Source organism: Lentzea sp. NPDC102401 (genome assembly GCF_044765805.1).
In the GTDB taxonomy this organism is placed as follows: domain Bacteria; phylum Actinomycetota; class Actinomycetes; order Mycobacteriales; family Pseudonocardiaceae; genus Lentzea; species Lentzea sokolovensis.
Genome location: NZ_JBIWKS010000005.1, coordinates 432,942 through 457,729 on the forward strand (window position 1 = coordinate 432,942; position 24,788 = coordinate 457,729).

At 70.7% G+C, this 24,788-nt stretch carries 28 protein-coding genes and 1 pseudogene; 20 read left to right on the forward strand and 9 right to left on the reverse strand.

The window, feature by feature from the left end; translation table 11 throughout:
* Nucleotides 1–99: 99 nt before the first annotated feature.
* From ACIRG5_RS20960 to ACIRG5_RS20970, 3 genes are all read left to right on the forward strand, one after another.
* The gene (locus ACIRG5_RS20960; protein WP_402906864.1) at nt 100–633 is read left to right on the forward strand and encodes a hypothetical protein; all 534 of its coding nucleotides are present in this window, start codon (nt 100–102) and stop codon (nt 631–633) included.
* Between the two features lie 107 nt (nt 634–740).
* Nucleotides 741–1,904: an ATP-grasp domain-containing protein gene (locus ACIRG5_RS20965; RefSeq protein WP_402906866.1), complete on the forward strand. Its 1,164-nt coding sequence runs from the start codon at nt 741–743 to the stop codon at nt 1,902–1,904.
* A complete protein-coding gene (locus tag ACIRG5_RS20970) occupies nt 1,897–3,303 on the forward strand; it encodes a pyridoxal phosphate-dependent decarboxylase family protein (protein WP_402906868.1) in 1,407 nt (468 codons plus the stop codon). Before ACIRG5_RS20965 ends, ACIRG5_RS20970 begins: the two co-directional genes overlap by 8 nt.
* A 70-nt stretch (nt 3,304–3,373) precedes the next feature.
* On the opposite strand, the gene ACIRG5_RS20975 is transcribed toward ACIRG5_RS20970, so the two are convergent.
* The 3 genes from ACIRG5_RS20975 to ACIRG5_RS20985 form a co-directional block, all read right to left on the reverse strand.
* Nucleotides 3,374–4,747, reverse strand: coding sequence for a DUF4241 domain-containing protein (locus ACIRG5_RS20975; RefSeq protein WP_402906869.1), 1,374 nt, complete (start codon nt 4,745–4,747; stop codon nt 3,374–3,376).
* Between the two features lie 87 nt (nt 4,748–4,834).
* A complete protein-coding gene (locus tag ACIRG5_RS20980; protein ID WP_402906871.1) occupies nt 4,835–5,608 on the reverse strand; it encodes a maleylpyruvate isomerase family mycothiol-dependent enzyme in 774 nt (257 codons plus the stop codon).
* A 103-nt stretch (nt 5,609–5,711) separates the two neighbouring features.
* A complete protein-coding gene (locus ACIRG5_RS20985) occupies nt 5,712–6,194 on the reverse strand; it encodes a DUF4396 domain-containing protein (protein WP_402906873.1) in 483 nt (160 codons plus the stop codon).
* A 165-nt stretch (nt 6,195–6,359) separates the two neighbouring features.
* On the opposite strand from ACIRG5_RS20985, the gene ACIRG5_RS20990 reads away from it, so the two are divergent.
* The 8 genes from ACIRG5_RS20990 (at nt 6,360) to ACIRG5_RS21025 (ending at nt 12,816) form a co-directional block, all read left to right on the forward strand.
* Entirely contained in the window at nt 6,360–6,740 is a 381-nt protein-coding gene (locus tag ACIRG5_RS20990; protein WP_402906875.1) for a hypothetical protein, read from the forward strand.
* A 49-nt stretch (nt 6,741–6,789) separates the two neighbouring features.
* Nucleotides 6,790–7,401 carry a DUF305 domain-containing protein gene (locus tag ACIRG5_RS20995; protein WP_402906877.1) on the forward strand — a complete coding sequence of 204 codons (612 nt, stop codon included), beginning with the start codon at nt 6,790–6,792 and terminating at the stop codon, nt 7,399–7,401.
* A gap of 322 nt (nt 7,402–7,723) precedes the next feature.
* On the forward strand, nt 7,724–8,005 hold the full coding sequence (locus tag ACIRG5_RS21000; protein WP_189155145.1) for a metal-sensitive transcriptional regulator: 282 nt from the start codon (nt 7,724–7,726) through the stop codon (nt 8,003–8,005).
* A 35-nt stretch (nt 8,006–8,040) separates the two neighbouring features.
* A complete protein-coding gene (locus tag ACIRG5_RS21005) occupies nt 8,041–8,250 on the forward strand; it encodes a heavy-metal-associated domain-containing protein (protein ID WP_402906880.1) in 210 nt (69 codons plus the stop codon).
* An 11-nt stretch (nt 8,251–8,261) separates the two neighbouring features.
* Nucleotides 8,262–9,203 carry a hypothetical protein gene (locus tag ACIRG5_RS21010; protein ID WP_402906882.1) on the forward strand — a complete coding sequence of 314 codons (942 nt, stop codon included), beginning with the start codon at nt 8,262–8,264 and terminating at the stop codon, nt 9,201–9,203.
* A 31-nt stretch (nt 9,204–9,234) separates the two neighbouring features.
* Nucleotides 9,235–11,469, forward strand: coding sequence for a heavy metal translocating P-type ATPase (locus ACIRG5_RS21015; RefSeq protein ID WP_402907095.1), 2,235 nt, complete (start codon nt 9,235–9,237; stop codon nt 11,467–11,469).
* Between the two features lie 55 nt (nt 11,470–11,524).
* Nucleotides 11,525–11,887 carry a BlaI/MecI/CopY family transcriptional regulator gene (locus ACIRG5_RS21020; RefSeq protein ID WP_402906884.1) on the forward strand — a complete coding sequence of 121 codons (363 nt, stop codon included), beginning with the start codon at nt 11,525–11,527 and terminating at the stop codon, nt 11,885–11,887.
* Nucleotides 11,884–12,816 carry a M56 family metallopeptidase gene (locus ACIRG5_RS21025; protein WP_402906886.1) on the forward strand — a complete coding sequence of 311 codons (933 nt, stop codon included), beginning with the start codon at nt 11,884–11,886 and terminating at the stop codon, nt 12,814–12,816. The genes ACIRG5_RS21020 and ACIRG5_RS21025 overlap by 4 nt, the downstream gene beginning before the upstream one ends.
* A 132-nt stretch (nt 12,817–12,948) precedes the next feature.
* Here ACIRG5_RS21025 and ACIRG5_RS21030 read toward each other — a convergent pair whose 3' ends face one another.
* The 3 genes from ACIRG5_RS21030 to ACIRG5_RS21040 form a co-directional block, all read right to left on the reverse strand.
* Nucleotides 12,949–13,434 (reverse strand): hypothetical protein, encoded by a 486-nt coding sequence (locus ACIRG5_RS21030; protein ID WP_402906888.1) that lies wholly within the window; start codon nt 13,432–13,434, stop codon nt 12,949–12,951.
* A 163-nt stretch (nt 13,435–13,597) separates the two neighbouring features.
* Nucleotides 13,598–14,011, reverse strand: a complete 414-nt coding sequence (locus tag ACIRG5_RS21035) for a hypothetical protein (RefSeq protein WP_402906890.1) — start codon at nt 14,009–14,011, stop codon at nt 13,598–13,600.
* Entirely contained in the window at nt 14,008–14,208 is a 201-nt protein-coding gene (locus tag ACIRG5_RS21040; protein ID WP_402906892.1) for a hypothetical protein, read from the reverse strand. The genes ACIRG5_RS21035 and ACIRG5_RS21040 overlap by 4 nt, the downstream gene beginning before the upstream one ends.
* Before the next feature lie 326 nt (nt 14,209–14,534).
* Here ACIRG5_RS21040 and ACIRG5_RS21045 point away from each other — a divergent pair, with 326 nt between their 5' ends.
* The 5 genes from ACIRG5_RS21045 (at nt 14,535) to ACIRG5_RS21065 (ending at nt 20,352) form a co-directional block, all read left to right on the forward strand.
* The gene (locus ACIRG5_RS21045; protein WP_402906894.1) at nt 14,535–17,285 is read left to right on the forward strand and encodes an AAA family ATPase; all 2,751 of its coding nucleotides are present in this window, start codon (nt 14,535–14,537) and stop codon (nt 17,283–17,285) included.
* A 39-nt stretch (nt 17,286–17,324) separates the two neighbouring features.
* Nucleotides 17,325–18,197, forward strand: a complete 873-nt coding sequence (locus ACIRG5_RS21050) for an alpha/beta fold hydrolase (RefSeq protein WP_402906896.1) — start codon at nt 17,325–17,327, stop codon at nt 18,195–18,197.
* 85 nt (nt 18,198–18,282) lie between these two features.
* Nucleotides 18,283–19,014, forward strand: a complete 732-nt coding sequence (locus ACIRG5_RS21055) for an alpha/beta fold hydrolase (RefSeq protein ID WP_402907097.1) — start codon at nt 18,283–18,285, stop codon at nt 19,012–19,014.
* A 158-nt stretch (nt 19,015–19,172) separates the two neighbouring features.
* Nucleotides 19,173–19,790: a DUF1345 domain-containing protein gene (locus ACIRG5_RS21060; protein ID WP_402906898.1), complete on the forward strand. Its 618-nt coding sequence runs from the start codon at nt 19,173–19,175 to the stop codon at nt 19,788–19,790.
* Nucleotides 19,791–19,920: 130 nt separating this feature from the next.
* On the forward strand, nt 19,921–20,352 hold the full coding sequence (locus ACIRG5_RS21065; RefSeq protein WP_402906900.1) for an SRPBCC family protein: 432 nt from the start codon (nt 19,921–19,923) through the stop codon (nt 20,350–20,352).
* A 3-nt stretch (nt 20,353–20,355) separates the two neighbouring features.
* On the opposite strand, the gene ACIRG5_RS21070 is transcribed toward ACIRG5_RS21065, so the two are convergent.
* The gene (locus ACIRG5_RS21070; protein WP_402906902.1) at nt 20,356–20,583 is read right to left on the reverse strand and encodes a hypothetical protein; all 228 of its coding nucleotides are present in this window, start codon (nt 20,581–20,583) and stop codon (nt 20,356–20,358) included.
* Here ACIRG5_RS21070 and ACIRG5_RS21075 point away from each other — a divergent pair.
* The 4 genes and pseudogenes from ACIRG5_RS21075 to ACIRG5_RS21090 all read left to right on the forward strand — a co-directional run.
* Nucleotides 20,566–21,660: a hypothetical protein gene (locus ACIRG5_RS21075; protein ID WP_402906904.1), complete on the forward strand. Its 1,095-nt coding sequence runs from the start codon at nt 20,566–20,568 to the stop codon at nt 21,658–21,660. The genes ACIRG5_RS21070 and ACIRG5_RS21075 overlap by 18 nt on opposite strands.
* Before the next feature lie 81 nt (nt 21,661–21,741).
* Nucleotides 21,742–22,239: a peptide-methionine (S)-S-oxide reductase MsrA gene (gene msrA, locus ACIRG5_RS21080; protein ID WP_402906906.1), complete on the forward strand. Its 498-nt coding sequence runs from the start codon at nt 21,742–21,744 to the stop codon at nt 22,237–22,239.
* 287 nt (nt 22,240–22,526) lie between these two features.
* Complete coding sequence (locus ACIRG5_RS21085; protein WP_402906908.1) at nt 22,527–22,682, forward strand: hypothetical protein; 156 nt, start codon at nt 22,527–22,529, stop codon at nt 22,680–22,682.
* 138 nt (nt 22,683–22,820) lie between these two features.
* Nucleotides 22,821–23,207: pseudogene (locus ACIRG5_RS21090) on the forward strand (hypothetical protein); the annotation flags it as partial.
* Here the strand turns inward: ACIRG5_RS21090 and ACIRG5_RS21095 are convergent.
* Nucleotides 23,157–24,296 (reverse strand): AI-2E family transporter, encoded by a 1,140-nt coding sequence (locus ACIRG5_RS21095; protein ID WP_402906910.1) that lies wholly within the window; start codon nt 24,294–24,296, stop codon nt 23,157–23,159. The pseudogene ACIRG5_RS21090 and the gene ACIRG5_RS21095 sit on opposite strands and share 51 nt — an antisense overlap.
* A 52-nt stretch (nt 24,297–24,348) precedes the next feature.
* Nucleotides 24,349–24,744, reverse strand: a complete 396-nt coding sequence (locus ACIRG5_RS21100; protein WP_402906912.1) for a nuclear transport factor 2 family protein — start codon at nt 24,742–24,744, stop codon at nt 24,349–24,351.
* Nucleotides 24,745–24,788: the final 44 nt, after the last annotated feature.

Sequence of the window (24,788 nt, forward strand, 5' to 3'; positions counted from 1 at the left end):
CGGATGACCCGTTCAGGTGAGGACCCTTACGCCGGTCGTTCGTTGATCATTACGATACGCCCGCCGTTTCGGCCCCTCACGAGATCCGGATGTGAACAAGTGGCACACATCGCAAGGTCCCACCGCGTGCTCGGTGTCGTCGCGGCCGCACTCGTTCCGCTCGCCGTACCCGGCGCGTCAGCGCTCGCGGACGCACCTGCGGCCGTGGTGTGCACGACGTCGTCGGACTGGTCGTACTCGCCCGGTGTCGTGCTGACACCGCGGCCGCTGCGCACCACGGTGAAGGACGAGTACACCTCGTGCACCGGGGCCGGCGGGGCCGTGGCCGCGACCGGGTCGAGCGAGTTCGTCGTGGACCGCAGCGCCGGATGTCTGGAGCCCCTCGCGGCCGTGCCGGAGACCCGCGTCATCACCTGGGCGGACGGCACCACGAGCACGTTCTCCTACACCGTGACCGTGACCTCCGCCCCCGGCGCCGACGTGATCACCAAGATCGGCACGATCACCGGTGGGGTGTTCGCCGGCCGGTCCGCCCAGGCCGTGCAGGCGGCGCCGACGACAGATCTGCTGCTGTGCCTGTCGGAGGAAGGGATCACGCGGCAGTCGTCACTGGGCACGTTCACCGTTCTCTGACCGCGATGCAGACCATCAGCGGTGTACCGCTTGACGAGGGTACGGGCCTGTTACGCCGCCACGCGCCCGAGCTGACGTGGCAGGACAGATCGCCTTTCCTCGGTGCCGTGGCCGCGCCGATGATCCCGTGGTTGCGCTTCGCCCATCGCGATCACCGGCGGGAGGCGGACGCCGAGTTTCCGGTCGATCTTCGTGCACCGGCGGGCTTCGCCGTGAGCTTCGCGCCCGAGGACGGGATCGGAGCGCACGCCTGGGCGGCCGCCGCCGGCCTGCGGTTGCTCGCCGCGGACGCGGCCGCGGTGGCCGTCGCGGCGGACAAGATCACCTCGCTCGCGTTGTTCGAACGGGCCGGAGTGGACATCCCCCGCACGTGGGTGGTGACGAACGAACTTCCCGCTGCCGCAACGGGTTCGCTCGTCGTGCAGCGCAGGGCCAACAACCTGACCGGCAAGGGCACCCGCCTCGTCACGACGCGGCAACACAGGGACGACGTGCTGCGGGAGTGGAACGGCGAAACGCTGCGGGTGTCGGCATACGTCCCCGGTGTTCCAGTGACGGTGAGCGGATGCGTGACACGGCACGGCACCATCGTGTCTGCGTTGTCGCATCAGCTCGTCGGGATCTCATCGCTCACGCCGTACTGGGGCGCGCACTGCGGCAACCAGCTCATCGCCGAAGACGATCTCCCGGCCGGTGCGGCGGCTCGCTGCCGCGAGGTGTGCGCCGCGGTCGGGGAGCAGTTGGAGAAGCTGGGCTTCCTCGGCGCGTTCGGGCTCGACCTGCTGGTCGAGCCCGACGGGGCCGTGCTGGCCATCGAGATCAACCCCCGGTTTCAGACCGTGGTGTCACTGGTGCAGGCGCAGGAACGCGCCGCGGGCCTGCTTCCCACCCTCGGCACGCACGTGCTCGCCTCACTGTTGCCTTCCGTGACCGTCGAGGAGGTCCGCACGCCCTGCCTGAAACTCAGCCAGCTCGTCGTGACCGCCGAGCGGGCCGGAGTGCTTCGAGACGGCGTCACATCGGGTCTGCATCGGCTGGAAGACGGTCGGCCACACCGACTGGGAGCCGGCGACCTCACGACGTTGCGGCCTGGTGAGGCGCTGCTCTGGGCGCACGCCCACCCCGGCGATCCGGTGAGGGCGGGCGACGAGCTCGTGCTGCTGCAACTGCCCGGCCCAGCCGCGTCGGTGCACGCCGACCCGGAGCTCACCGCCGAGGCGCGGCAGTGGATCCAGGCCGTGCGGCGCGCTCTGGTGGTCGACGGTGTCTGACCCGGCCGGGTGGATCGACCTGCCGCCACACCGCATGCGCGAGCTCGGTCACCAGGTGGTCGACCTCGTCGTCGACCACCTCACCGGACTGCGCGACCACCCGGTGCGGACGCTCGCGACGCCGGACGAACTGCGGCACGTGCTGAACGAACCGGTACCGGAGCAGCCGGCCGATCCCGGCGGCCTGGTCGAGTTCCTCGCCCACGAGGTCCTGCCGCGGTCGCTGCGACTCGGTCACCCCGGCTGTTTGGCGTTCGTCCCCAGCGCCAACAACTTCCTCGGCGTGCTGGGCGACCTGCTGGCTTCCGGCTTCAACGTCTCGCCCGGTGCGTGGCCGGTCGGTGCGGGACCCGCCGCCGTCGAACTGGTCACGGCACGCTGGCTCGCCACCCTGCTCGGCCTGCCCGAGGGCGCGGGCGGCGTGTTCACCCCCGGCGGCACGCTGGCCAACCTCACCGCACTCGCCGCCGCACGCGACGACCGACTCGGCGCCGACGCGACCGATGGGGTGCTCTACTGCTCGGACCAGACCCACCCCGCCGTGCTGCGCGCGTGTCATGTCATCGGGCTGCGTCAGGAGCAGGTGCGGATGCTGCCGACGATGAGCGCGGATCTGGTGCGACGTGAGATCCACGCGCACCGTGACGCGGGCTTGCGCCCGTTCCTCGTGCTGGCGAACGCGGGCACCACCGCGACCGGCGCGATCGACCCGTTGCCCGAGCTCGCCGCGCTGTGCCGCGAGGAACAGCTGTGGCTGCACGTGGACGGCGCGCACGGCGCCGCGGCGGCACTGACCGAACGCGGCCGGAAGGTGCTGCGCGGCCTGGACGAAGCCGACTCGGTCGTGGTCGACCCGCACAAGTGGCTGTTCCAGCCGTACGAGATCGGCTGCGTGCTGGTGCGGAACCCGGAGGTGCTGCACCGTGCGTTCACCATCGACAGGTTCCGCGCCCAGGCGGGTTATCTCGCCATCGCCCGTCCCGCTGACGCCGAGACGAACCTGTCCGACCACGGCGTGCAGTTCACCACCGAGGCCCGCGCGCTGAAGTTGTGGTTGTCGCTCAAGGGTTTCGGCGTGGCGGCGTTCCGCGCGGCCATCGATCACGGGCTCGACCTGGCGGACCACGTCGCCGCGCGCGTCGCGGCGAGCCGGGAACTCGAGCTCGTGGCAGGGCCGAGCCTGGGCATCGTGTGTCTGCGCTACCGCAACGGAACAAACGAGGTGCAGGACACCATCTGCCGTGAGATCAACGGCAGTGGACACACTCTCATCGCGACGACCACTGTGGAGGGTGCGTTGGCGTTGCGGCTGTGCACGATCAACCCGCGCACCACGCGAGCGGATCTGGACCGCGTGATCACCGCGATCGTGGACGCCGGACGTTCAGCCACGTCCTGAACGTTCGCGGGCACGACCCGTTCACTCAGCTCCGGCTGCTCGACGCGCTCATGCCGAAGGCGTGGCTGAGTCAGACGGGCTCCGCGTCGGCCAGCTCCGGCACGCGGAAGTCGAGGACGAAACAGCCGATGGCGCCGTCCTCGGTGCGTCCGATCCACACGGGGAACGCGCCGTCGCTCCACCCCGGCACGATGACCAGGTCGGTGCCGGTCTTCGGATCCGAGAGCCGGTGGAAGACGGCCTCTCCGGCCGTGGCGGCGTCGATGTCGGCCAGTGGGTACGCGGTGACGCCGGCCTGGTCGACCAGGGCGAGCGTGGCGGTGTCCACCGGGTTGCCGAAGAACTCGCCGTCGCCCAGGTCCAGTTCGTGCTCGCCGTCGAGCAACGCGAGGTCCCACGACGTGACAGGCGCGTCCTTCACGGCAACCCGGCAGGCAACCGTCCAGGCCGACTTGCCGTCGGCCTCCAGCTCGAACACGTCCACCGGGTACTCACCTGGCGGAGCGGTCGCCGTCAGCGGTCTGGGGTCGGTGTGGAGCCAGCCGGGGTCCGCGACGAGCACCTTGCCGCTGGGCAGCCTGATCGTGCCCGCCGGGATCCGCTTGATGCTCTGGACGCGACCGTTCCGCATGCGGAAGCGCGCGCCGTCGGTGACGACCTCCTCGACGTGGCGGGGACGCAGCGGGTGCGGCGGACGCCACGGAAAAGTGGCGGGGACCGCATCAGGGCCGGGGCGGACGGTCACGGGGCCGGTCATCCCCGCGAGCGCCGGCCAGCCGTCCGGTGCGGGCACGGCGACGTCGTCCGGTGGACGCGTCGGTTCCGGCCAGTTCTGCCACTCGCGCCAGGTGTCGAGCTTCCCGCCGCCGGACAGTTCCGCCGAGACCGCGACCTTCTCGGCCGTCGCGGTCGCGGTGCGGTGAACGCGGGCCCGGAACGCCGGGTTCTCGCCGGCGAACTCACGTGTGTCCGGCCCGCCGTAGCGCCAGCCGCGGACCTCGAACAGCCGCAACCGCCCGTCCGGCCAACGGCGGTAGGCGACGCCCCGGTAGCGGCGCCCGGACGCGTCGATGTGCCACACCTCCGCGTGGTGGGCCGACCAGCACACCTCGACGACCGCCCGCGCCACCCCACCGGCGAACAGGACCGCGGCGTACTGGTCGCCCGCCGCGTCCCGCCCGCGTGCGACCGACTCGGACATCGGCGACGCCGGAGAGCGCGCGGCGGAGTCCCATCCCGCGCAGTACACGACCTCGACCGGCTCGGTCGTCCCGGCAGGCGCGGGCACCGACTCCCAGTCGGGCGGTCCGTGCGGCCGTGGACCGGGCGAGGTGCGCGTCGCCTGCACTCCCAGGGCCACCACCGACGCGGCAACGGTGCCGCCGATGAGCAGCGCTCTTCGCGAAAGACGCGTCGGCGTCCTGCCCCCGTCCGCCGCAGTCACGGGCCGCGATGTTACCTGCGTTCGAGGGCCGGGCGGCACGGCCCAGACCACGCCGCCGGCCACTGCTGCGCGGGCCCGGCGATTGGGTCAGAAGCCGGGGAACACGCGACGCAGGTCGTCGAGCGTGACGCTGCCCTCGACGGTGACGCCGTCGTCGTACGGTGCCTTGAGACGGCCGCTGACCAGGCGGATGAACGCTTCCTGCGGCCCGTTGAACGTCGCGGAAGGCGACTCGAGGTGGTCCACCACGGTGACCGCGTCGTCGATCACCAGACCGGCGCCGGGGATCGCGACGGACACGGGTGCCGCGAGCTCGGCCGGCTTCGCGAGGAAGCCCAGCAGGAAGCCCACGGGCCCGGCCAGGTGGTCGACGAGCACCGCGGCCGAGTCGGCGTTCACCCCGGCGTGCGGGTCGAAGGCCACGCGCACGTCCCACGAGTGGTTGGCCACCTCGTTGAGCCGCATGCCCAGGGCGGTCAGCAGCGGGACCGGCTCCGGCAGGAAGCCGAGGTCGACGGTCAGCGACGAGCGCTGCTCGGGCGTGAGCGCCTCGACCATGTCGAGCCAGCGGCCGTTGTGCTCCAGGAAGCCCTCGGCCTGCGCTCGCGGCGCGGACGCGTCCCAGCGGGCCCAGATCGTCTGGTTGTCCTCGGCCGCCACGGTCTCTCCCGCTGCCTGGGCGATCGGCGCGTGGCCGATCTCCGCGCCGCTGCCGAGATGGGACAGGGCCTGCGCTACGGTCCACTCCGCGGCGCCGCTGGTGAGAGCCAGCTGATCGTCGGTGAGGGTGCGGACGAGACCGGCGAGCACGTCGTGCTCGGCGCGCAGGACGGTGATGGTGCGGTCCACGAGTTGACTCATGCCATCCCCAACTCCCGGACCCGCGCAGGTGTTCCGCTGATCAACGATCGCCGGCTCGCCGTCGTGAAAGCCGGGCCGCAGGCTCGGCACGGCCACGGGCGGGTCAGTGCTGGTGATGACCCTCGTGGCCGCCGTGGTACTCGTGCACCACGGCGTGGCCCTTGCCGCGAGAGATCAGCCAGCGGTTGACCGGGACCGTCACCACGAACGCCACGGCCAGTGCGAACGCGAGACTCACCCAGAACAGCCAGCTGGCCAGGCCCGCCTCCATCGCTCCTGGCACGACGAGCATCACGGCGTTGTCGACGATCTCCATGACCGCGATCGAGACCGTGTCGGCGGCGAAGGCCACGCCGATGGCCGCGCGCAGCGGCAGCCCCGACTTGAGCACCGGGCGGATGGTGAGCGAGTAACCGAACACGAAGGCCAACGCGATGGCGAGCACGATGGTCGACAGGGTGGACCAGCCCAGTGCGGTGCCGATCACCATGCCGAGCACCTCACCGATGGCGCAGCCCGTGAGGCAGTGCAGCGTCGCGGAAATGGCGAGTTTGGTCAGACTCTGCTGTGCGCCGCCGTGGTCCATGACTTCCCCTTCAAGTGACGTGTACCCCTAGGGGGTATCCCGGCGAGCAGGTTACGTTCATACCCCCAGGGGGTGTCAACTCCGATCTTCCAGCCTTCGAGGTGAACCATCCGCAACGTTGACCCGTAGATTTCGTTGATGGGATCTACTAGGTACGGTAGTGGCATGACAGGAAGCGCGCGGCGGACAGCGACCCGATGGGCGTTGCTCTGCCTGCTCTTCCTCGGCGTCGTCGGAATGCACCACGTCACCGCCGGCGCGGATGTTCCCGGTGGTCACGCCGTCATGTCTCTGGCGGCCGGTTCCCACGGCGAGCACACTCCGGACGAACCGGAGCCCGCGCCCTCGCACGACGCGCTGCATCTGTGCATGGCCGTCCTCGGCGCCGCCGCCTCGCTGCTGCTGCTCGGATGGCTCCTGCTGCGCGCGGCACGCCCTGCGACGAACGAGCCGACAGCCACTCCCCCCTGGCCACGCACACCGGACGGACCGCCACCGCTCGGCGGACGCGGACTGCTGAGTTCGCTGTGCGTGCTGAGGTTGTGATCGACACCGGCTTCACAGACGGTCACATCCCCAGCACAGGAAGTTGCACATGATGAAGAAGTCCCTGATCGGTCTCGGTGTCGCCGGTGTCGCGGCGGCCGCGCTCCTCGCGGGCTGCGGCGGCGACTCGGCGGGCACGCAGCACAGCTCGACCACCGCGCCACCGTCCGCCGCAGGTCAGCAGGCCGGTCACAACCAGCAGGACGTCAAGTTCGCCCAGGACATGATCGCGCACCACCAGCAGGCGCTGGACATGGCGGCGATGATCCCGGCGAAGAGCACGAACCCGAAGGTCACGGACCTCGGCAAGCGCATCGCGGCGGCACAGGATCCCGAGATCAGGACCATGACCGAGTGGCTGGCGAAGTGGGGCGCGACTCCCGCGACGTCGATGCCGGGCATGGATCACGGCTCCGGCCACGGCTCCATGCCCGGCATGATGACGGCCGAGGAGATGGCGAAGCTCAACGGCGCCACCGGCACGGAGTTCGAGCGCACGTGGCTCGACATGATGATCAAGCACCACCAGGGTGCCGTCGAGATGGCCGAGGTGCAGCAGGAGAAGGGCAGCGACGCCGGCGCCAAGCAGCTGGCGCAGGACGTCATCGCGGCCCAGCAGGCGGAGATCACCGAGATGCAGAACCTGCTCAAATCCAGCTGATGACGTGAGAAAGCGCCGGACGGGGTGCCCTGCACAGCACGTCCGGCGCTCTTCTCGGCGAGGCGGGGAAACCTCGTCGAGGCAGGCTGGTCGGGGGGAACCAGCCATTTCTACTATAGCCGATAGTACGCGTGCGCACTCGCGCCCTTCCACCCGTCACCACTCGGCCACGCGGCGCCACACAGGCCGGATACCCCCACTCCGTATGCCACCAGCCCTTGCGAACCTATACCCCCTATGGGTATAAAGGTCGCAAGAGTTCACCGTTCCCCCGGTCATTTCGCGACCGGCCGCGCGGTGGACCGGCAGACAGGAGCGGTGGATGCACGGCTACACCAGCAACAAGGAAGACCACCTGCGGCGGCTGCGGCGCATCGAGGGTCAGGTGCGCGGGCTGCAGCGGATGATCGAGAACGACGAGTACTGCATCGACGTCCTCACCCAGATCTCCGCGGCCACGAGGGCGTTGCAGTCGGTGTCGCTCAACCTGCTCGACGAGCACCTCAAGCACTGCGTCAGCCAGGCCATCACCGAGGGCGGCACGACCGCGGACGAGAAGATCGCCGAGGCCACCAACGCCATCGCCCGCCTGGTCCGCTCCTGATTCCACGTTTTCGAACCACAGCTGAGGAGCATCCGATGTCCGAGTCCGTGTTCACCGTGAGCGGCATGACCTGTGGCCACTGCGCCAGCTCGGTGACCGAGGAGATCAGCCAGATCGGCGGCGTGCGGAACGTGGCCGTCGAGCTCGACAGCGGCAAGGTCACCGTCACCAGTGACGAGCCTCTCGCCGAGGACGACGTCCGCGCCGCCGTCACCGAGGCCGGCTACACGCTGGTCACGAGCTGAAGGAGCGCTGGATGAACACCGCCACGAAGGTGGCTGCCTACGCCGGTGCGCTGGCGATCGTCTTCGGCGGCGCATGGGCCGCCGGCGCCGCCGCCGGACCGTTCGGCGACGGCCCGTCAGCGCCGAACGCGTCGGAGCACGGCGCCGGACAACCCAAGTCGGCCCCGGCGAACGCCGAGAGCGAGCTCCCACCGGGACTGTCCGTCGCGGACAACGGGTACGTGCTCGACCTGACGCAGAACGCCCTGCCGGCCCGGACGACGCAGACCTTCAGCTTCAAGATCGCCAGGATCGGCGGCGGCGCCGTGACCGAGTTCGACGTGGAGCACGAGAAGAAGCTGCACCTCGTGCTGGTGCGCCGCGACGGATCCGGGTTCCAGCACGTGCACCCGGAGATGACCGCGGACGGCACCTGGTCGGTCCCGCTCACCCTCCCTGCGGCCGGAAGCTACCGCGTGTTCGCGGACTTCAAGCCCGCGGGCGGCGCGAAGACCACGCTGGGTGCGGACCTCCAGGTCGCCGGCGCGTACGAGCCGCAGCAGTTCGCAGAGGACTCCCGCGAGTCCGAGGTGGACGGATACGTCGTCCGGTTGACCGGCGACCTCACCGCGGGCGCCGAGTCCACGGTGACCACCACGGTCACGAAAGACGGCAAGCCGGTGACGGACCTGCAGCCCTACCTCGGCGCGAACGGCCACCTCGTCGCGTTGCGCGCGGCCGATCTCGCCTACCTGCACGTGCACCCGCAGGACGGCCCCGGCTCCGGACCGGACGTGAAGTTCGCGGTCGAAGTGCCGACCGCGGGCCGGTACCGGCTGTTCCTGGACTTCCAGCACGAGGGCAAGGTCCGCACGGCGAGTTTCACGCTCCACACCAGCGGCGCCGCACCCGCGCCGTCACCCACGACCGCCACGCCCACGCAGACCGACGATCACGGTGGTCACGGTGGCTGAGCACGACACCCTCGAAGAGGAGGCGCGTTCCATGAGCTCACCGACGAGTGAGATCGAACTGTCCATCGGCGGCATGACCTGCGCCTCCTGCGCCGCGCGGATCGAGCGCAAGCTGAACAAGCTCGACGGCGTCCAGGCCACCGTCAACTACGCCACCGAGAAGGCGCGGGTCAGCTTCCCCGAGTCGCTCACCGCCGACGACCTCGTCAAGGTCGTCGAGAACACCGGCTACACCGCCGAGCTCCCCACTCCCCCGCAGGCCGATGCACAGGCAGAGGAGTCCGACCCCACCCGGTCGCTGCGCCGGCGGTTGATCACCTCCGCGGTGCTGAGCGTGCCGGTGATCGCCATGGCGATGATCCCGGCGCTGCAGTTCACCTACTGGCAATGGCTGTCGCTGACGCTCGCCGCGCCCGTCGTGGTGTGGGCGGCCTGGCCGTTCCACCAGGCCGCGTGGACGAACCTCAGGCACGGTGCGGCCACCATGGACACGCTGATCTCCCTCGGCGTGGGCGCGGCGTTCCTGTGGTCGCTGTACGCGCTCTTCTTCGGCACCGCAGGCGTTCCGGGCATGACGCACGGCTTCGACCTGACCGTCCAGCGCACGTCCGGCGCCGGCAACATCTACCTCGAGGTCGCGGCGGGCGTGACGACGTTCATCCTCGCCGGTCGTTACTTCGAGGCTCGCTCCAAGCGCCGCGCCGGTGCGGCACTGCGCGCACTACTTGAACTCGGTGCGAAGGACGTCGCCGTGCTGCGGGACGGACGCGAGCAGCGCGTCGGCGTCGACGAACTGCGGGTCGGCGACCGGTTCGTCGTCCGCCCCGGTGAGAAGATCGCCACTGACGGCGTGGTCGACGAGGGCAGCTCCGCGGTCGACATGAGCATGGTCACCGGCGAGTCGGTGCCCGTCGAGGTGAGCGCCGGCGACAGCGTCGTCGGCGCCACGGTCAACGCGGGCGGACGACTGGTCGTGCGTGCGACGCGGGTCGGCGCGGACACCCAGCTCGCGCAGATGGCCAAGCTCGTGGAGGACGCGCAGAGCGGCAAGGCCGAGGCCCAACGCCTCGCCGACCGGATCTCCGCGGTCTTCGTCCCGATCGTCATCGCCCTGTCCGTCGGCACGCTGGCGTTCTGGCTGGGTGCGGGAACCGGTGCCGCGGCGGCCTTCACCGCCGCCGTGGCGGTCCTGATCATCGCCTGCCCGTGCGCGCTCGGCCTCGCCACGCCGACGGCGTTGCTGGTCGGCACCGGCCGCGGCGCCCAGCTGGGCATCCTGATCAAGGGTCCCGAGGTGCTGGAGTCGACCCGCCGCGTGGACACGGTCGTGCTCGACAAGACGGGCACCGTCACGAGCGGGCAGATGAGCCTGGTCGAGGTGCACGCGGCCGACGGTGTCGAGGAGGAGCTGGTGCTGCGCCTGGCCGGTGCGCTGGAGCACGCCTCCGAGCACCCGATCGCCAGGGCCATCGCCGCCGGTGCCGCCGAGCGGGTCGGTGATCTGCCCGAGGTCGAGGGCTTCCAGAACCTGGAAGGCCTCGGCGTGCAGGGGGTCGTCGACGAGCACGCCGTCCTGGTGGGCCGGGCCCGGTTGCTCGACGACTGGAGCGTCCGGCTCGGCGAGGACCTCGCGACCGCGAAGAAGGAGGCGGAGGACAAGGGCCGCACGGCCGTGCTGGTGGCGTGGGACGGCGAAGCACGAGGCGTCCTCGTGGTGGCCGACACGGTCAAGCCCACCTCGGCCGAGGCGATCGCGGGACTGCGCGGACTCGGTCTGCGGCCGGTGCTGCTGACCGGGGACAACGAGGCCGTGGCGAAGGCGGTGGCCGCCGAGGTCGGCATCGACGAGGTCATCGCCGAGGTGCTGCCGAAGGACAAGGTCGAGGTGGTCAAGCGGCTGCAGGCGGAGGGACGCGTGGTCGCCATGGTCGGCGACGGCGTCAACGACGCCGCCGCGCTCGCCCAGGCCGACCTCGGGCTCGCCATGGGCACGGGCACGGACGTCGCCATCGAGGCCAGCGACCTGACACTGGTGCGGGGCGACCTGCGTGCGGTGGTCGACGCGATCCGCCTGTCGCGCCGGACCCTCGGCACCATCAAGGGCAACCTGTTCTGGGCCTTCGCCTACAACGTGGCCGCCCTGCCGCTGGCCGCGCTCGGCCTGCTCAACCCGATGATCGCCGGGGCCGCGATGGCGTTCTCCTCGGTCTTCGTGGTGAGCAACAGCCTGCGCCTGCGCGGGTTCCGCAGCACAGCCGACGATTAGGGCCGTCGCGCTGGAGGAAGGCATACTTCTCGTTCTTCAGGGGAGGGTGTGACCGATGCACGGACTCGGTGAGCTGGAAGCCGCGGTGATGGACGTGCTCTGGCACGCCCGAGAGCCGCTCAAGGTGCGCCAGGTGCTGGAGCGGCTGGACACCGGCAAGAAACTCGCCTACACGACCGTGCTCACCGTGCTCGACAACCTGCACCGCAAGGACTGGGTGACGCGCGAACTCGAGGGCAACGCCTACCGCTACCAGCCGACGATCAGCCGCGCGGAAGCCGCCGCGAACGCCGTACGGGACGTCCTCATCGCCTCCGGTGACCCGGAAGCCGCGCTGCTGCACTTCGCGCAGTCCGCGACCGCGGAGGAGTCCGCGGTGCTGCGCCGCGCGTTGCGCAGGAAAGCCTCGGGACGATGACGGTCGCACTCGCGCTGCTGCTGGGTTCCGCCGCGGTGGGCTGGCTGGCGCCACGCGCGCTGTGGCGGATCAGCGACCCCGTGGTGGCCCTGGTCGCGTGGACCGCCTCGATCGCCGCGGTCGTGGTCACCTCGACCGCGGCCGTGGTGCTGCTCGTTCTGCCCGAGCACGGCCTCGCCGTTCTCGACACCCTGCACCACTGCTGGGAGTCGGTGCGGCACGGCACCACGCCCGCGGTCGAGGCGGTCAGCGGCCTGACCGGCGGCGCCCTGCTGACCGCCCTGCTCGTCCGGTTGGCGGTCGTGGGCACGCGCGGCGCCCGGCAACGCGCCCGCGCCCGCGAGGAACACCTGTCCGTCCTGCGCCTCGCCGGACGGCGAGAGGCCGGCACCCACCCCACCGTGTGGCTCGACCACGACCGTCCGCTGGCGTTCAGCCTCGCGGGCAAGCCCGGCGTCGTCGTCGCCACGGAAGGACTGCACCGTCACCTGACCCCCAGCCAGGTCGACGCCGTGCTCGACCACGAGCGAGCACACCTCGACGGCCGCCACCACCTGCTGGTCGCCGCCGCCGACGCGATAGCCGCCACGCTGCCGATCCTGCCGCTGTTCAAGCGCGCGGCCACGACCACACGCGAACTCGTCGAGGTGGCCGCCGACCTGGCCTCAGCACGTACACACGGCATCGAGACGGTCCGCGAAGCACTGGTGCGGGTGTCCTCCCACGGCACCCCGAACTCCGCGCTCGCGATGGGCAGAGACGCGCTCGGCACGCGACTGGACCGGCTGCAACGCAGCCACCGGATGCCGAACCGCACCCGCAGAATCCTCTCCTGCGGAATCGCGGGCGTCACCGCCATGACGCTTCCCGTCGTGACCGCGTCCGCGGCGTTGATCGCGGTGATGCTGCTGACCTGTCTGCAGGGCTGATCGTCAGCCGGTTCAGCTCCTGTCCGGTTGCGCGGCGCGGCGCACCCGCGCACCGCGGGGAAACCTACGACGAGCAAGCGCGGTGCGCGCGGAGATCCGGTCAGGACTTCAGGCTGCTGGATTACGAGCTCGTCAGCCGCGGGTCTTGTCGGAGCTCCTGAGGTCCTCGACGATCTGCTGCACGGCTTCCTTCACGTCGTCGTTCACCGGCACCTCGTACACCGACACCACGACACTCCACTTGCCGGCGGCGGCATGCACCGTGTGGCGGCCGCCGGGCTCGTCGTCAGCGCACGACTTCGTGTTCGCGTCCAGCGTGCCGCTGCTGCAGAGCATCGGTGTCAGCCGTTCCGACTCCTCCGGGCTCGAGTAGGCGACGATCCCCACGTTGAGCACCTGGCGTCCGGTCGAGACGAAGACCTGGCAGCCGTTGGTCTCCACGGAGTTCACCTCGGAGACCACGAAGCCCTGGGTGATGACCGCGAGCGGTTCTGGCTTCAGCAGCTCCGGACAGCCCGACTCGACCTTGTCGGCGAGACCGGCGGGCACGTCGGTGCCGCACGCTCCCACGGCCATGAGCACGAACGCCGTCAAGGCGGCCGCGAACCCTATTCTCACTTGCTCCCCCATATCGTGCCCCGCACCTGGTTGTTCGGCGCGGGGTGAACTGGTCGCACGGCCGTTCCCGCGCGCGGCTCTGGCGCGATCACGGTCGCGCAACGCGTCGTCCTCCTCGTGCAGGGCGGCCACACAGCCTGGTGGCGGTCCCGGTCGGCGCGCCTCAGCCGCCGTAGTGGTCGTGCGCCTCGAACTCGCCGAAGTCGTCCTGCAGCCAGCCCAGGTCGTGCCACGTCCCCGAGCCGTCGAGCGGCCCGTCGTAGACGATTTCCAGGTAGCTGCCGCGCTGGTCGTCGAGCCGCAGCTGGCGGCCCCTGCTGTACAGGAACAGCGTCGCGCTCACGGTGGGCTTGCCGTCGAAGTGCTCCATGCCGAGCACTGCCTTCCACGCCACCCGCAGGGGTGACCCGGAGGGCTCGGGTCCGCGCACGAGGCAGGAGAACGCGTCCTCCATCTCGGTCACGTTGACCACCGTCACCTGCTCGCCTAGGTGAGTGCCGAGGCTGGCGGCCAGGGCGTCGATCGCCGACCCCCACTGGCCGGCGGGGGTGTCCTCGGGTCCGTTCTCGACCGTCACGGCCAGTCGTTCCTCTCCCAGCGCTCCCGGTTGGGATACACCACTTCGTTGACGCCGTTGCTGGTCCGGATCTCCACGAAGTTCGGGTTTCCCGCCCATTGCTCCGGGTCGACCGGTCTCGGCGTCGAGGCCCTCGTGTCGACCAGACCATAAGCCGTGATGACCGAGTTCTTGTTGCCCGCCTCGGTGATCACCACGGCGCACGCGAGGATTGAATTTGGTCAACACTGAAGCAACTGTGAACATCGGTGAGGTAGCGACTGCTCATGCGTCACCGACGGCGGCTTCAGGTCCCGGATGTGAAGCGCGCCACCTCCGCGAGCGACAAGTCCGTGGAACGTTCGAGCTGGTGCTCAAATACTCCGGCAGGGCACTGGAGCCCTCGCCGCTACCCGAAGTGACGCGCGTGCCATCGTGCGGATCGCGTCACCTGCCAGGCCTTCCGGCCGGCTGACGGCCGGGCCCGGCGCGGGGTCGCGGCGCTTGCCGGCAGCGGGTGACCACAGGGAAGAGAGAGCGCGGCATGCAACGACGGGCGCTGTTGGGTCGTGCGACGGAACGCCGTGCACTGGCCGCCCTGGTCGAGCAGGCCGCCTCCGGGTCGGGTGGCGCGGTGGTCGTCCTCGGCGCCCCCGGGATCGGCAAGTCGGCGCTGGTCGCCGAGGCGGCGGCGCGGGCAGCCGACCGCGGGATCCGGGTGATCACGGCGGTGGGAGTGGAGTCGGAGGAGGACGTTCCCTTCGCCGGCTTGCACCAGCTGGTCCACCAGTTGCGAGACGGGATCGACGACCTGCCCGGACGGCAACGTGCCGCGCTGCGCGCCGCCGTCGGGCTCGCCGACGAGGCCGTGCCCGACCTCTACCTCGTCGGCCTGGCCGCGCTGACCCTGTTGTCGGACGCGGCGGTGAGGACACCGCTGCTGGTGGTCGTCGAGGACGCCCACTGGATGGACCGGGCCAGCCTCGACGTGGTCGGGTTCGTCGCGCGGCGGATCGAGTCCGACCCCCTCGCGCTGGTCGCCGTCACCCGCAGCCTCGACGACCGGCTCGGCGGCGCCGGGCTGCCCGTGCTGAACCTGGACCCACTGACGGACGAGGTGTCGGGTGAGCTGCTGGACGCGGTCGCCCCCGGCCTGGGTCAGCAGGTCAGGCGGCGACTGCTGGTGGAGGCTGCCGGGAACCCGCTGGCGTTGACCGAACTGCCGGTGGCGCTGCGGTCGGTCGGCGGGGCGTACGCGCTCACGCCGGGCCCACTGCCGTTGACCGAGCGGCTGGAGCGGACCTTCACGGCACGGGTCTCCCGTCTGCCGGCACACACGCGGGCGGTTCTTCTCCTCGCGGCCCTCAACGGCGACGGCACGACGGACGAGTGCCTCACCGCCGCTGCCCGGATGCTCGGGACGGCGGTCGACGCCGCCGCCCTCGCGCCCGCGGTCGGCGCCGGCCTGCTGGAGCCCTGGGGAATGGTCTTCCGGCACCCGCTCGTCCGCTCGGCGTTGCACCACGCGGCGACCGCCGCGGAACGACAGGCCGCGCACGCCGCTCTCGCCTCCCAGCTCGAAGGACAGCCCGATCGGCAGGCGTGGCACCGCGCCGCCGCCACCGCCGGTCCCGACGAGCACGCGGCGCGGGAGCTGGACCTCACCGCAGGCAGGGCCCTGCGGCGCGGCGGTGTCGCCGCGGCTGCCGCCGCGCTGCGGCGAGCGGCGGAGCTGACCGCGGACCCCTCCGCTCGTGCGGACCGGCTGCTGCGCGCGGCCGAGCTCGCCCTGGAGTCGGGTCAGTGCGACGCCGCGGCGCACCTGCTGGACCAGGCGCGCTCGCTGGATCTCTCGGCCAGGGACCGGGGGCGTGCGGCCTGGGTCGGCATCGCACTGGTCGAGGGGGCGGCGCAGGGCCAGGGCACCGCGACCGCCGAACTGGCCGAACTGGCCGTCGAGATCGCCGCCGGTGGTGAGCCCGTGCTGGGGCTGCGCATGCTGTGGGGCGCGGTCCTGCACTGCTTCTGGGGCGAGCCGGGGCCGGACGCCCGCCGCCGGGTCGCCGCCGCGGCCGACCGGATGCCCGTGGCCGCGGACAACGCCGACCTGGTGGCCCTGCGGGCGTACTGCGCGCCGGTCGAGCACGGACGAGCCGTCCTCGATGCCCTGACCGGTCAGCTGGAGCGCGCGTCCGAGGACCCCGAAGGCGACCAGCTCCTGGGTGCCGCCGCCGTGACGGTGGCCGCTCCCGCCCTGGCGAGCCGGCTGGCGGTGAGGTCGCTGGACGCCCTGCGGGCGCAGGGCCGGTTGTCGATGCTGGCCAGGGCCCTGTGCGTGCAGGCGGGCAGCGCCGCACGGCTCGGTGACGTGCGCGCCGCTCACCTCGCCGCCGAGGAGGCGGCCGAGCTGGCCCGCGAGACCGGCCAGTCCCTCGTGCACGCGATGGTGCACGCCATCCGCGCACAGGTCGCCGCCGTCTGCGGCGACCCGCTGGCGGAGTCGTGGGCGGCGGAGGCGGAACGCACCGCCCTTCCCGGCAACGCCCGCCCCGTACTGGCCATCGTGCAGATGGCCCGCGGGCAGGCGGCCCTCTGCCAGGGGCGCTACGGCGACGCCTTCGGTCACCTGCGCCGCGTCTTCGAGCCGGCCGACCCCGCCTTCCACCCCTGGCTGCGCTTCTACGGCGTGGCCGAACTGGTCGAGGCGGCCGTGCGCAGCGAGTCCGCCGAAGCGGCGCGGGAAGTCCTGCGGGAGCTGACCCCGCTCGCCGAGCCGACCCCCTCACCGGCCCTGCTCTGCGGGCTGCGCCTCGCCCGCGCGCTGCTCAGCCCGCCGGACGACGCCGAGCAGCTCTACCGGGCGGCCCTCGACGCCGTCCCCGTCGACTGGCCGTTCGAGCGGGCGCGGGTGCACCTCGCCCTGGGCGCGTGGCTGCGGCGGCACCGGCGGCCCGCGGAGTCCCGGATCGTCCTGCAGGCCGCCTGCGAGATCTTCGACGCGCTCGGCGCGTCGGCCTGGGCGGAGCGGGCACGCCAGGAGCTGCGCGCCGCCGGGACGTCCTCCCCCCGCCAGGACCCGGCCGCCGTCGACCGGCTCACCTCGACCGAGCTGCACGTCGCCCAGCTGGCCGCGCAAGGGCTGACCAACCGGGAGATCGGCGAGCGGCTGTACGTCTCCCCCAGGACGGTGAGCACTCACCTCCAGCGGATGTTCCCCAAGCTGGGCGTGACGTCCCGCGGCGAGCTCGCCGCGGTGCTGCGCGGCACGATGACGTACGCCGAAGACGTTGTCTGACGGACGCGAACGGCCCTGCTCGCTCCCTAGGTTCGTGCCATGCCCGGTCCGCACACGGCGGACGGGCGGGAAGGCACCATGGGAACCATCACCGTCGGCACCGAGGGCTCGACCGACGTCGAGCTGTACTACGAGGACCACGGCGCCGGCCAGCCGGTCGTTCTGATCCACGGCTACCCGCTGGACGGGCAGTCGTGGGAGAAGCAGACCGACGCCCTCGTCAAGGCCGGCTACCGCGTCATCACCTACGACCGCCGCGGCTTCGGCCGGTCGAGCAAGACCATGACGGGCTACGACTACGACACCTTCGCGGCCGACCTGGACAAGGTCCTGACCCAGCTCGACCTGAACGACGTCGTCCTCGTCGGCTTCTCGATGGGTTCGGGTGAGGTCGCCCGCTATCTCGGCACCTACGGCTCGCAGCGGGTGGCGAAGGCGGCCTTCCTCGGCGCGCTCCAGCCGTTCCTGCTGCAGACCGACGACAACCCCACCGGCGTGCCGCAGTCGGTGTTCGACGGCATCGCCGAGCAGGCCGAGGCCGACCGCTACGCCTGGTACGAGAACTTCTTCGTCGACTTCTTCAACACCGACGAGACGCTCGGGTCCCGTCTCAGCGATGCCGCGCTCCGGGCGAACTGGGCCACCGCCATCGCCTCGGCGCCCGTGGCGGCGTACGCGTGCGTCCCGGCGTGGCTGACGGACTTCCGGGACGACGTGAAGCACATCGACGTGCCGGCGCTGATCCTGCACGGCACCGCCGACCGCATCCTGCCGATCGACGCCACCGCCCGCGAGTTCCGCCGCCGTCTGCCCGACGCGCGCTACGTCGAGATCGACGGTGCTCCGCACGGCCTCCTGCTCACCCACGCAGCCGAGGTCAACGCCGCCCTGCTCGCCTTCCTCACAGACTGAGAACGCAGACATGCTCAAGCACAGACACCGCGTCACCGCTCTGCTGGCCGTGCTCGCCGCTGCCGCCGGGCTCGCCCTGTTCGGCATGTCGAACGCGGTCGCAGCCCACCCGGCGACCGGCCAGAAGCCCACGATCGTCCTCGTCCACGGCGCCTTCGCGGACGGTGCGAGCTGGAACCCCGTCATCGAGCGGCTGCAGCGACAAGGCTTCACCGCCGTCGCCGTGGCCCAACCCCTGCGCGGAGTCGCCTCCGACGCCGAGGCCCTCGACACGCGCCTCGCCGCCATCGACGGGCCCGTAGTGCTCGTCGGCCACTCCTACGGCGGTGCCGTCATCACCAACGTGAAGGCACGGTCCCCGAAGGTGAAGGCGCTGGTGTACGTCGCCGCCTTCGCCCCCGCCGAGGGCGAGGCCGCGGCACAGCTCGCCGCGAAGTACCCCGGCAGCACGCTGGGTGAGACGCTGGCACCGGTCCCGCTGCCCGATGGCTCGACGGACCTCTACATCAAGCCCGCGCTCTTCCGGCAGCAGTTCGCCGCCGACGTCCAGGCGCGCCAGACCGCGCTCATGGCCAGCACCCAGCGCCCCATCCGGGACGTCGCCCTGAACGAGGCGTCCGGCGCACCCGCCTGGGCGGGCATCCCCTCGTGGTTCCTGCTGGCCGGCGCCGACAAGAACATCCCCGTGCAGGCGCAGAAGTTCATGGCCGACCGGGCCGGTTCACGCGACACCGTGACCGTCCAGGGAGCCTCGCACGCCGTGGCGGTCTCCCGTCCGAACGCGGTCACCGAACTCATCCTCCGCGCCGCGGGCTGACGCCTCCCCCTGGCCCCGCGATCCCGAGACCGCGGGGCCAGGGCGGTTGTCCAGCAGTACGGCCTATGACCTCTCCCGGCGTCGCTCCCGCGGAATGACCGTCGTCATCCGGACGAGGTGAGCGACGACCACCCCTGCCGTTCCGATGAAGGAAAGTCATGCGCTTCAGCCTGTCCATCGTGCTGTCCCGGATCATCGAGAGCATCCTCGTGCTGCTCGGCGTCCCCATCTTCTTCTTCGACGACCTCAGGTGGATCGCGTTGTGGGACGTCATCGCCGTCGTCTACCTCGCGATCCGCGTGGTCCGCCTCAGTCGCGGCAAGCGGGCCGGTGACGACCAGGGCGCATGGGTCAGGACCGCGCTGGGCCGCCGCAGCGGCACCCTGTTCACCGTGATCACCAGCGTCACCGGAATCATGTCCGGCCTGACCATCGCGGTCGCCGACGAAGGCACCCAGGCGGCGATGGACAACAAGGTCGTCGGTGTGCCCGCCGTGCTGCTGGCGTGGGCGATCCTGCACTTCGGTTACGCCGACCGCTACGCGCAGGCCTACTACCGCGCCCTGCCCGAGAAGCTGCTGGTGTTCCCCGGCACCGAGCACCCGACGTTCATCGACTTCGCGTACTTCTCGTTCACCGTCGGCACGACCTTCGCGGTCTCCGACGTCGACTCGAACACCTCCGGGATGCGGTTGCGGCTTCTCGCGCACGGCGTGCTCTCGTTCATCTACAACACCGCGATGCTCGGCATCGCCATCGGCGTGATCGGCGGCTGATCACGCAAGTGGGCCCGGCAACTCGCTCGGCTCTGCGTCGCACGCTCAGGCGCGCCGCCAGAAGTTGGGCGATGATTCACGGCGGACGCGCGCGGTATGCCGCGGCCCTGTCTCATCGCGGAGGTGCCGCATGCCCGTGGACGTGCGACCCGAGGTGCTCGTTCACCGGCCGCGCTCCGACGTCGCCGCGTTCATGTTCGACCCGGCCAACGATCTCCGGTGGACCGGCGGGATCACCTCCAGCCGGCCCGCCCAGCCCGGATCGCTCGTGACAGGCGCGACGGTGGAACGCACGGCCCGGTTTCTGGGACGTGAGTTCGTCTACGGCTATGTGGTGACCGAACACGATCCGGACCGGCTGGTCGAGCTGAAGGTCGACCGGCCGTTCCCGATGACAGTGCGCTACGAGCTGGCGGACGCGCCGACTGGCACGGTCGTCGCGATCCGTGCCAGTGGTGCGCCGGGCAGGTTCTTCGGCTGGGCGACGCCGTTCATGGCGCGCCAGGTGCGCAAGAGCATCACCGCCGACCTCGAGCGGTTGCGCGCCTGCCTGGAGTCGTGAGGATCATGCCTTCGGGTTGCGGCCCCTGCGGTGGCGCACCAGGAGCGCGCCACCGGCGAGCAACGCCACCAGCACGACCAGCGGCGGCAGTGGCCCGATGGCGGTGAGCCAGTTCGCCAGGGCGTTCTGCACCTTCCCTGCCGTGTCGACCACGGGGTCGGCGGGGTCCGCACCGCCGAGGAACAGACGCAGTTCGTAAACCCGGTCGAGCGGATGACGATCGGGCGGCACACGTTCGGCTCGGCGGTGACGCGGCGGCAGACGGCGAACCGGCCGTCCGGGGCGTTCACCGCGACGGCGGCGGCCCGTCCCGGTGAGCAGGTCCAGATCGACTCCACGCCGATCGACGTGCTCGTCTTCGCAGCCGAGGGCGTCCCGGTCCGGGCGGATCTGACGATCGCCGTCGACGTCGCCTCGCGCACCATCGCCGCCGCTGTGCTGCGCCCGGTCGGCACCAAGGCGGTCGACGCGGCGCTGCTGCTGGCGAAAATGCTGGTCCCGGAACCAATGCGGCCCGGCTGGGCCGACGCGCTGCGGATGTCGGCCTCGCGGCTGCCACACGAACGGCTGCTCACGATCGACGCGCGGATGCGCGAGGCCGCCGCGCGGCCGGTCATCGTCCCGGAGCAGGTCGTGATCGACCATGGCAGGGTGTTCGTCTCCGAGACGTTCGCCCGCGCCTGCGAACGTCTCGGGATCTCCATCCAGCCCACGCGCAAGGACACCCCCACCGACAAGGCCGTGGTCGAGGCGACGTTCACCGCGATCAAGACGCTGTTCGCGCAGCACGTCGCCGGGTTCAAGGCCGCGAACACCCAGCAGCGCGGACGCGACGTCACGCCGGTCTGGACGCTGGACCAGCTGCAAGACCTGCTCGACGAGTGGCTGATCGTCGGCTGGCAGCACCGCCCGCACGACGCCCTGCGCGACCCGCACGCCCCGCGCCGGATGCTCACCCCGAACGAGCGCTACGCCGCGCTGGTCGCGATCGCGGGCTACCTGCCGCTCACCCTGACCGGCACCGACTACCTCGAACTGCTGCCGGTGAAGTGGCGGGCGATCAACGACTACGGCATCCGGATCGACTACCGCACCTACGACTGCCGGGCACTGGGCGACCTGCGGCGGCAGCACTCCGGGCTGGCCGGCAAGCGCGGGCTCTGGGAAGTCCATTACGACCCCTACGCCCCTGTGAGGCCGTTCGCCGACGCACCGCCAGAGACCTCGGCAGGCCGGTCGGTCGTGGCGTCGCCGAACTCGAGCGCCGGGACGATTCCGTCATCGAGGCGTGCTCGGACGTGGCCATAATAGTTACGTCATAATTGGACGGGGATGATTCAGGCGAGACCGAACGTTCTCCTGAGTGAACCCGAGAAGAGGAGTGACACTGTGACGGAGAAGGCTGTTCTCGCGGGCGGCTGTTTCTGGGGCATGCAGGACCTGTTCCGCCGCCACCCCGGCGTCGTCTCCACGCGCGTCGGCTACACCGGCGACCCCAGCACGCCGAACGCCACCTACCGCCGCCACGGCAACCACGCCGAGGCCATCGAGATCACGTTCGACCCCGAGCAGCTCAGCTACCGGCAGATCCTGGCCTTCTTCTTTCAGATTCACGACCCGTCGACGCGCAACCGTCAGGGCAACGACATCGGCGCCAGCTACCGATCGGCGATCTTTTTCGAGACCGACGAGCAGAAGCGCATCGCCGAGGAGACCATCGCGGACGTCGATGCCTCCGGGAAGTGGCCGGGCAAGGTTGTCACCGAGGTCACCCAGGCCTCGGACTTCTGGGAGGCCGAGCCGGAGCACCAGGACTACCTGGAGCGCTACCCCAACGGCTACACCTGCCACTACGTCCGACCGGAATGGCAACTGGGCAAGCAGTAGAGATCGTCGCGCTGCACGCTTCTGCCGCGCACGCCTACGAGGGGCCGTCCACCGGACGGCCCCTCGTCCCTGTCCAAGGCCTGTTCCGAGGGAATACGCCGCCTTCATCACATCAGGTCTGCACTTCCGTCCTGTCGCGCACTTGAGTTGATCGTCATCGCACTGCTGGTGCTCGGACGCTATGGCGTTCAGGTGAAGAGCGAGCTAGTGATGCGGACGCACGCGGTAATGGTCGCGGGTCCCAACGGCATCGGCCGCTGGAGGCCTGGCTCCGAGGGCACGGTGCCGTGCTGGGCACGAACATCAACGCGTTCGGCGATCGAACTGGGGACCGCGGGTACACCCGGATCGAGTTCTCGTGTCAGACGAAACTGGACGACCTCCGCGGCCACCTGTACTCGGCGCCGAACCTGCGGTTCGCGGAGAAGTCGCGGAAGTTCTAAGAGGACTTCTTCCATACGCGGATCCCGAACCTGCCGAACCCGGCGCTGGTGCGGGGGCTCAACAGCCTCGTGTTCCAGCCGCCCGAACGCGCCGCCGTGATCGGGGCCGCGCAACTGGTCGAACCCGCCTACGAGGACTCCCGCCTGGCCTACACCGAAATCCTCGCCGACGAGACCAGGGAAACCGCCGCCGCCTTCTGGCAACGAGGACAAACCTTCTTCTACAGCAACGGAATCACCGTCGAACGAGTGCTCACCGACAACGGATCCTGCTATCGCTCCCGGCTCTGGCGCGACACCCTGGCCGACGCCGGGGGTCACCCACAAACGCACCCGCCCCTACCGCACGGAGACCGAGCGCCGTGAGGCGTTCCCGCGGTGGCTGCATCTCTACAATCACCACCGCGGTCACACCGCACTCAAAGGCCTACCGCCGCCAGCCGCGTTCCGAACCTCTCCGGGCAGTACACGGGTTCACTCAGGAGAACGTTCGGTCTCGCCTGGTTCATCCCCGTCAGGTTGTGACGTGACCATTACGGACCTGGCCTCGATCACTTCGCCCAGGTAGCGCATCACGACGGCCACGGCGGCGGCGACCGGGACGGAGAAGAACGCGCCCGCGATGCCGTACAGCGACGTGCCCGCGGTGACGACGAGCAGCACGACCGCCGCGTGCAGGCGCAGGCTGCGCGACTGCAGGATGGGCTGCAGCACGTTGCCCTCGACCTGCTGCACCACGATGACGATGATCAGCATGATGATGGCCGTGGTCAGGCCGTTGCTCACCAAGGCGACCAGCACGGCCAGCGCACCGGCGATGAACGCGCCGATGATCGGGATGAAACCGCCGAGGAACGTCAGCGCGGCCAGCGGGACCGCGAGCGGCACGCCGAGGATGAGCAGGCCCGCCCCGATGAAGATGGCGTCGATCAGCGACACGATCGCCTGGCTGCGGATGAAGCTGCCGAGCGTCACCCAGACCCGCTCCAGCACCGTCGTCACGTGCCCGCCGGCGCGCTCGCCGATCAGGCCGCGCACCCACGGCGTGAACCGCGTGCCGTCCTTGACGAAGAAGAACGCCAGCAGCAGCGCCACCAGCCCGGTCACGACGCCGGACGTCACCGCGCCCGCCCCGGTCAGCAGCCCGCCGGCGATCGACCCGATGCTGGACTTGATCTGCTCGACGCCCTGCGAGATGAGCCGGTCGAGGTCGCTGCCCTTCAGGTTGAACGGCGGGCCGCTCGCCCAGTCCTGCAGCTGTGTGACGGCCTTCTGCGCGCTCTGCGCGATCTCCGGCACACCGGACGCGATCGACGACGAGATGGCCGCGATGACCCCGCCCAGCACGCCGAGCCCGACGATCAGCACGATCGTCGCCGCCAGCGCCGAGTTCAGCCCCTTCGACATCATCCAGCGCGCCGGCGGCCACAGCACCGTCGTGATCAGCAGCCCGAGCAGCACGGGCATGACGACCACCCAGAGCGTCCCGATCAGCCAGAACACCATCCAGAAGCCGAGCGCGGCCAGTGCCGTCCGCAGACTCCACCGCGCGAGCCAGCTCACGCCGTGCCCGATGGCCTCACCCTTGTCCGTCCACCTGCGATCCCGTTCCACGCCGCACAGTCTGTCGTGATCTAGCCCGAACGGGTGGCGGGACGCGCCGAAATCACCCCTGGCCCCAGAACGCGTCCTCCTCCGCCGGGTCGGCCGTGAACAGCCACACCTCGACGACCTTGCCGCCGGCCACGCGCATCAGGTCGACGCCGACGCCGTCCATCTCCGCACCGGAACGCTTGGCCGTCCAGTGCACCGTCACGGCCACCGTGTCGCCGTTCACCATCAGCGGAGCGTTGCGCTTCAACGAGAACGTGCCCTCGGACACGGACATCATGCCGCCGATCATGGCCCCGACGGCCTCGCTGCCGCGGTGCACGCCCGAGAACCGGTTGTCACCCGGCTGATGCCACACGACGTCGTCGGCGAACTGGGCGGCGACGGTGGCGAAGTCACCGGACTCGAGGGCCTCGAAGTAGGTGGTGGCGACGGCGAGCGGGGTGGTCATGGGTCTCCCTTTCGTTGCGGTTGAACTATGCTCACCGAAGGTGA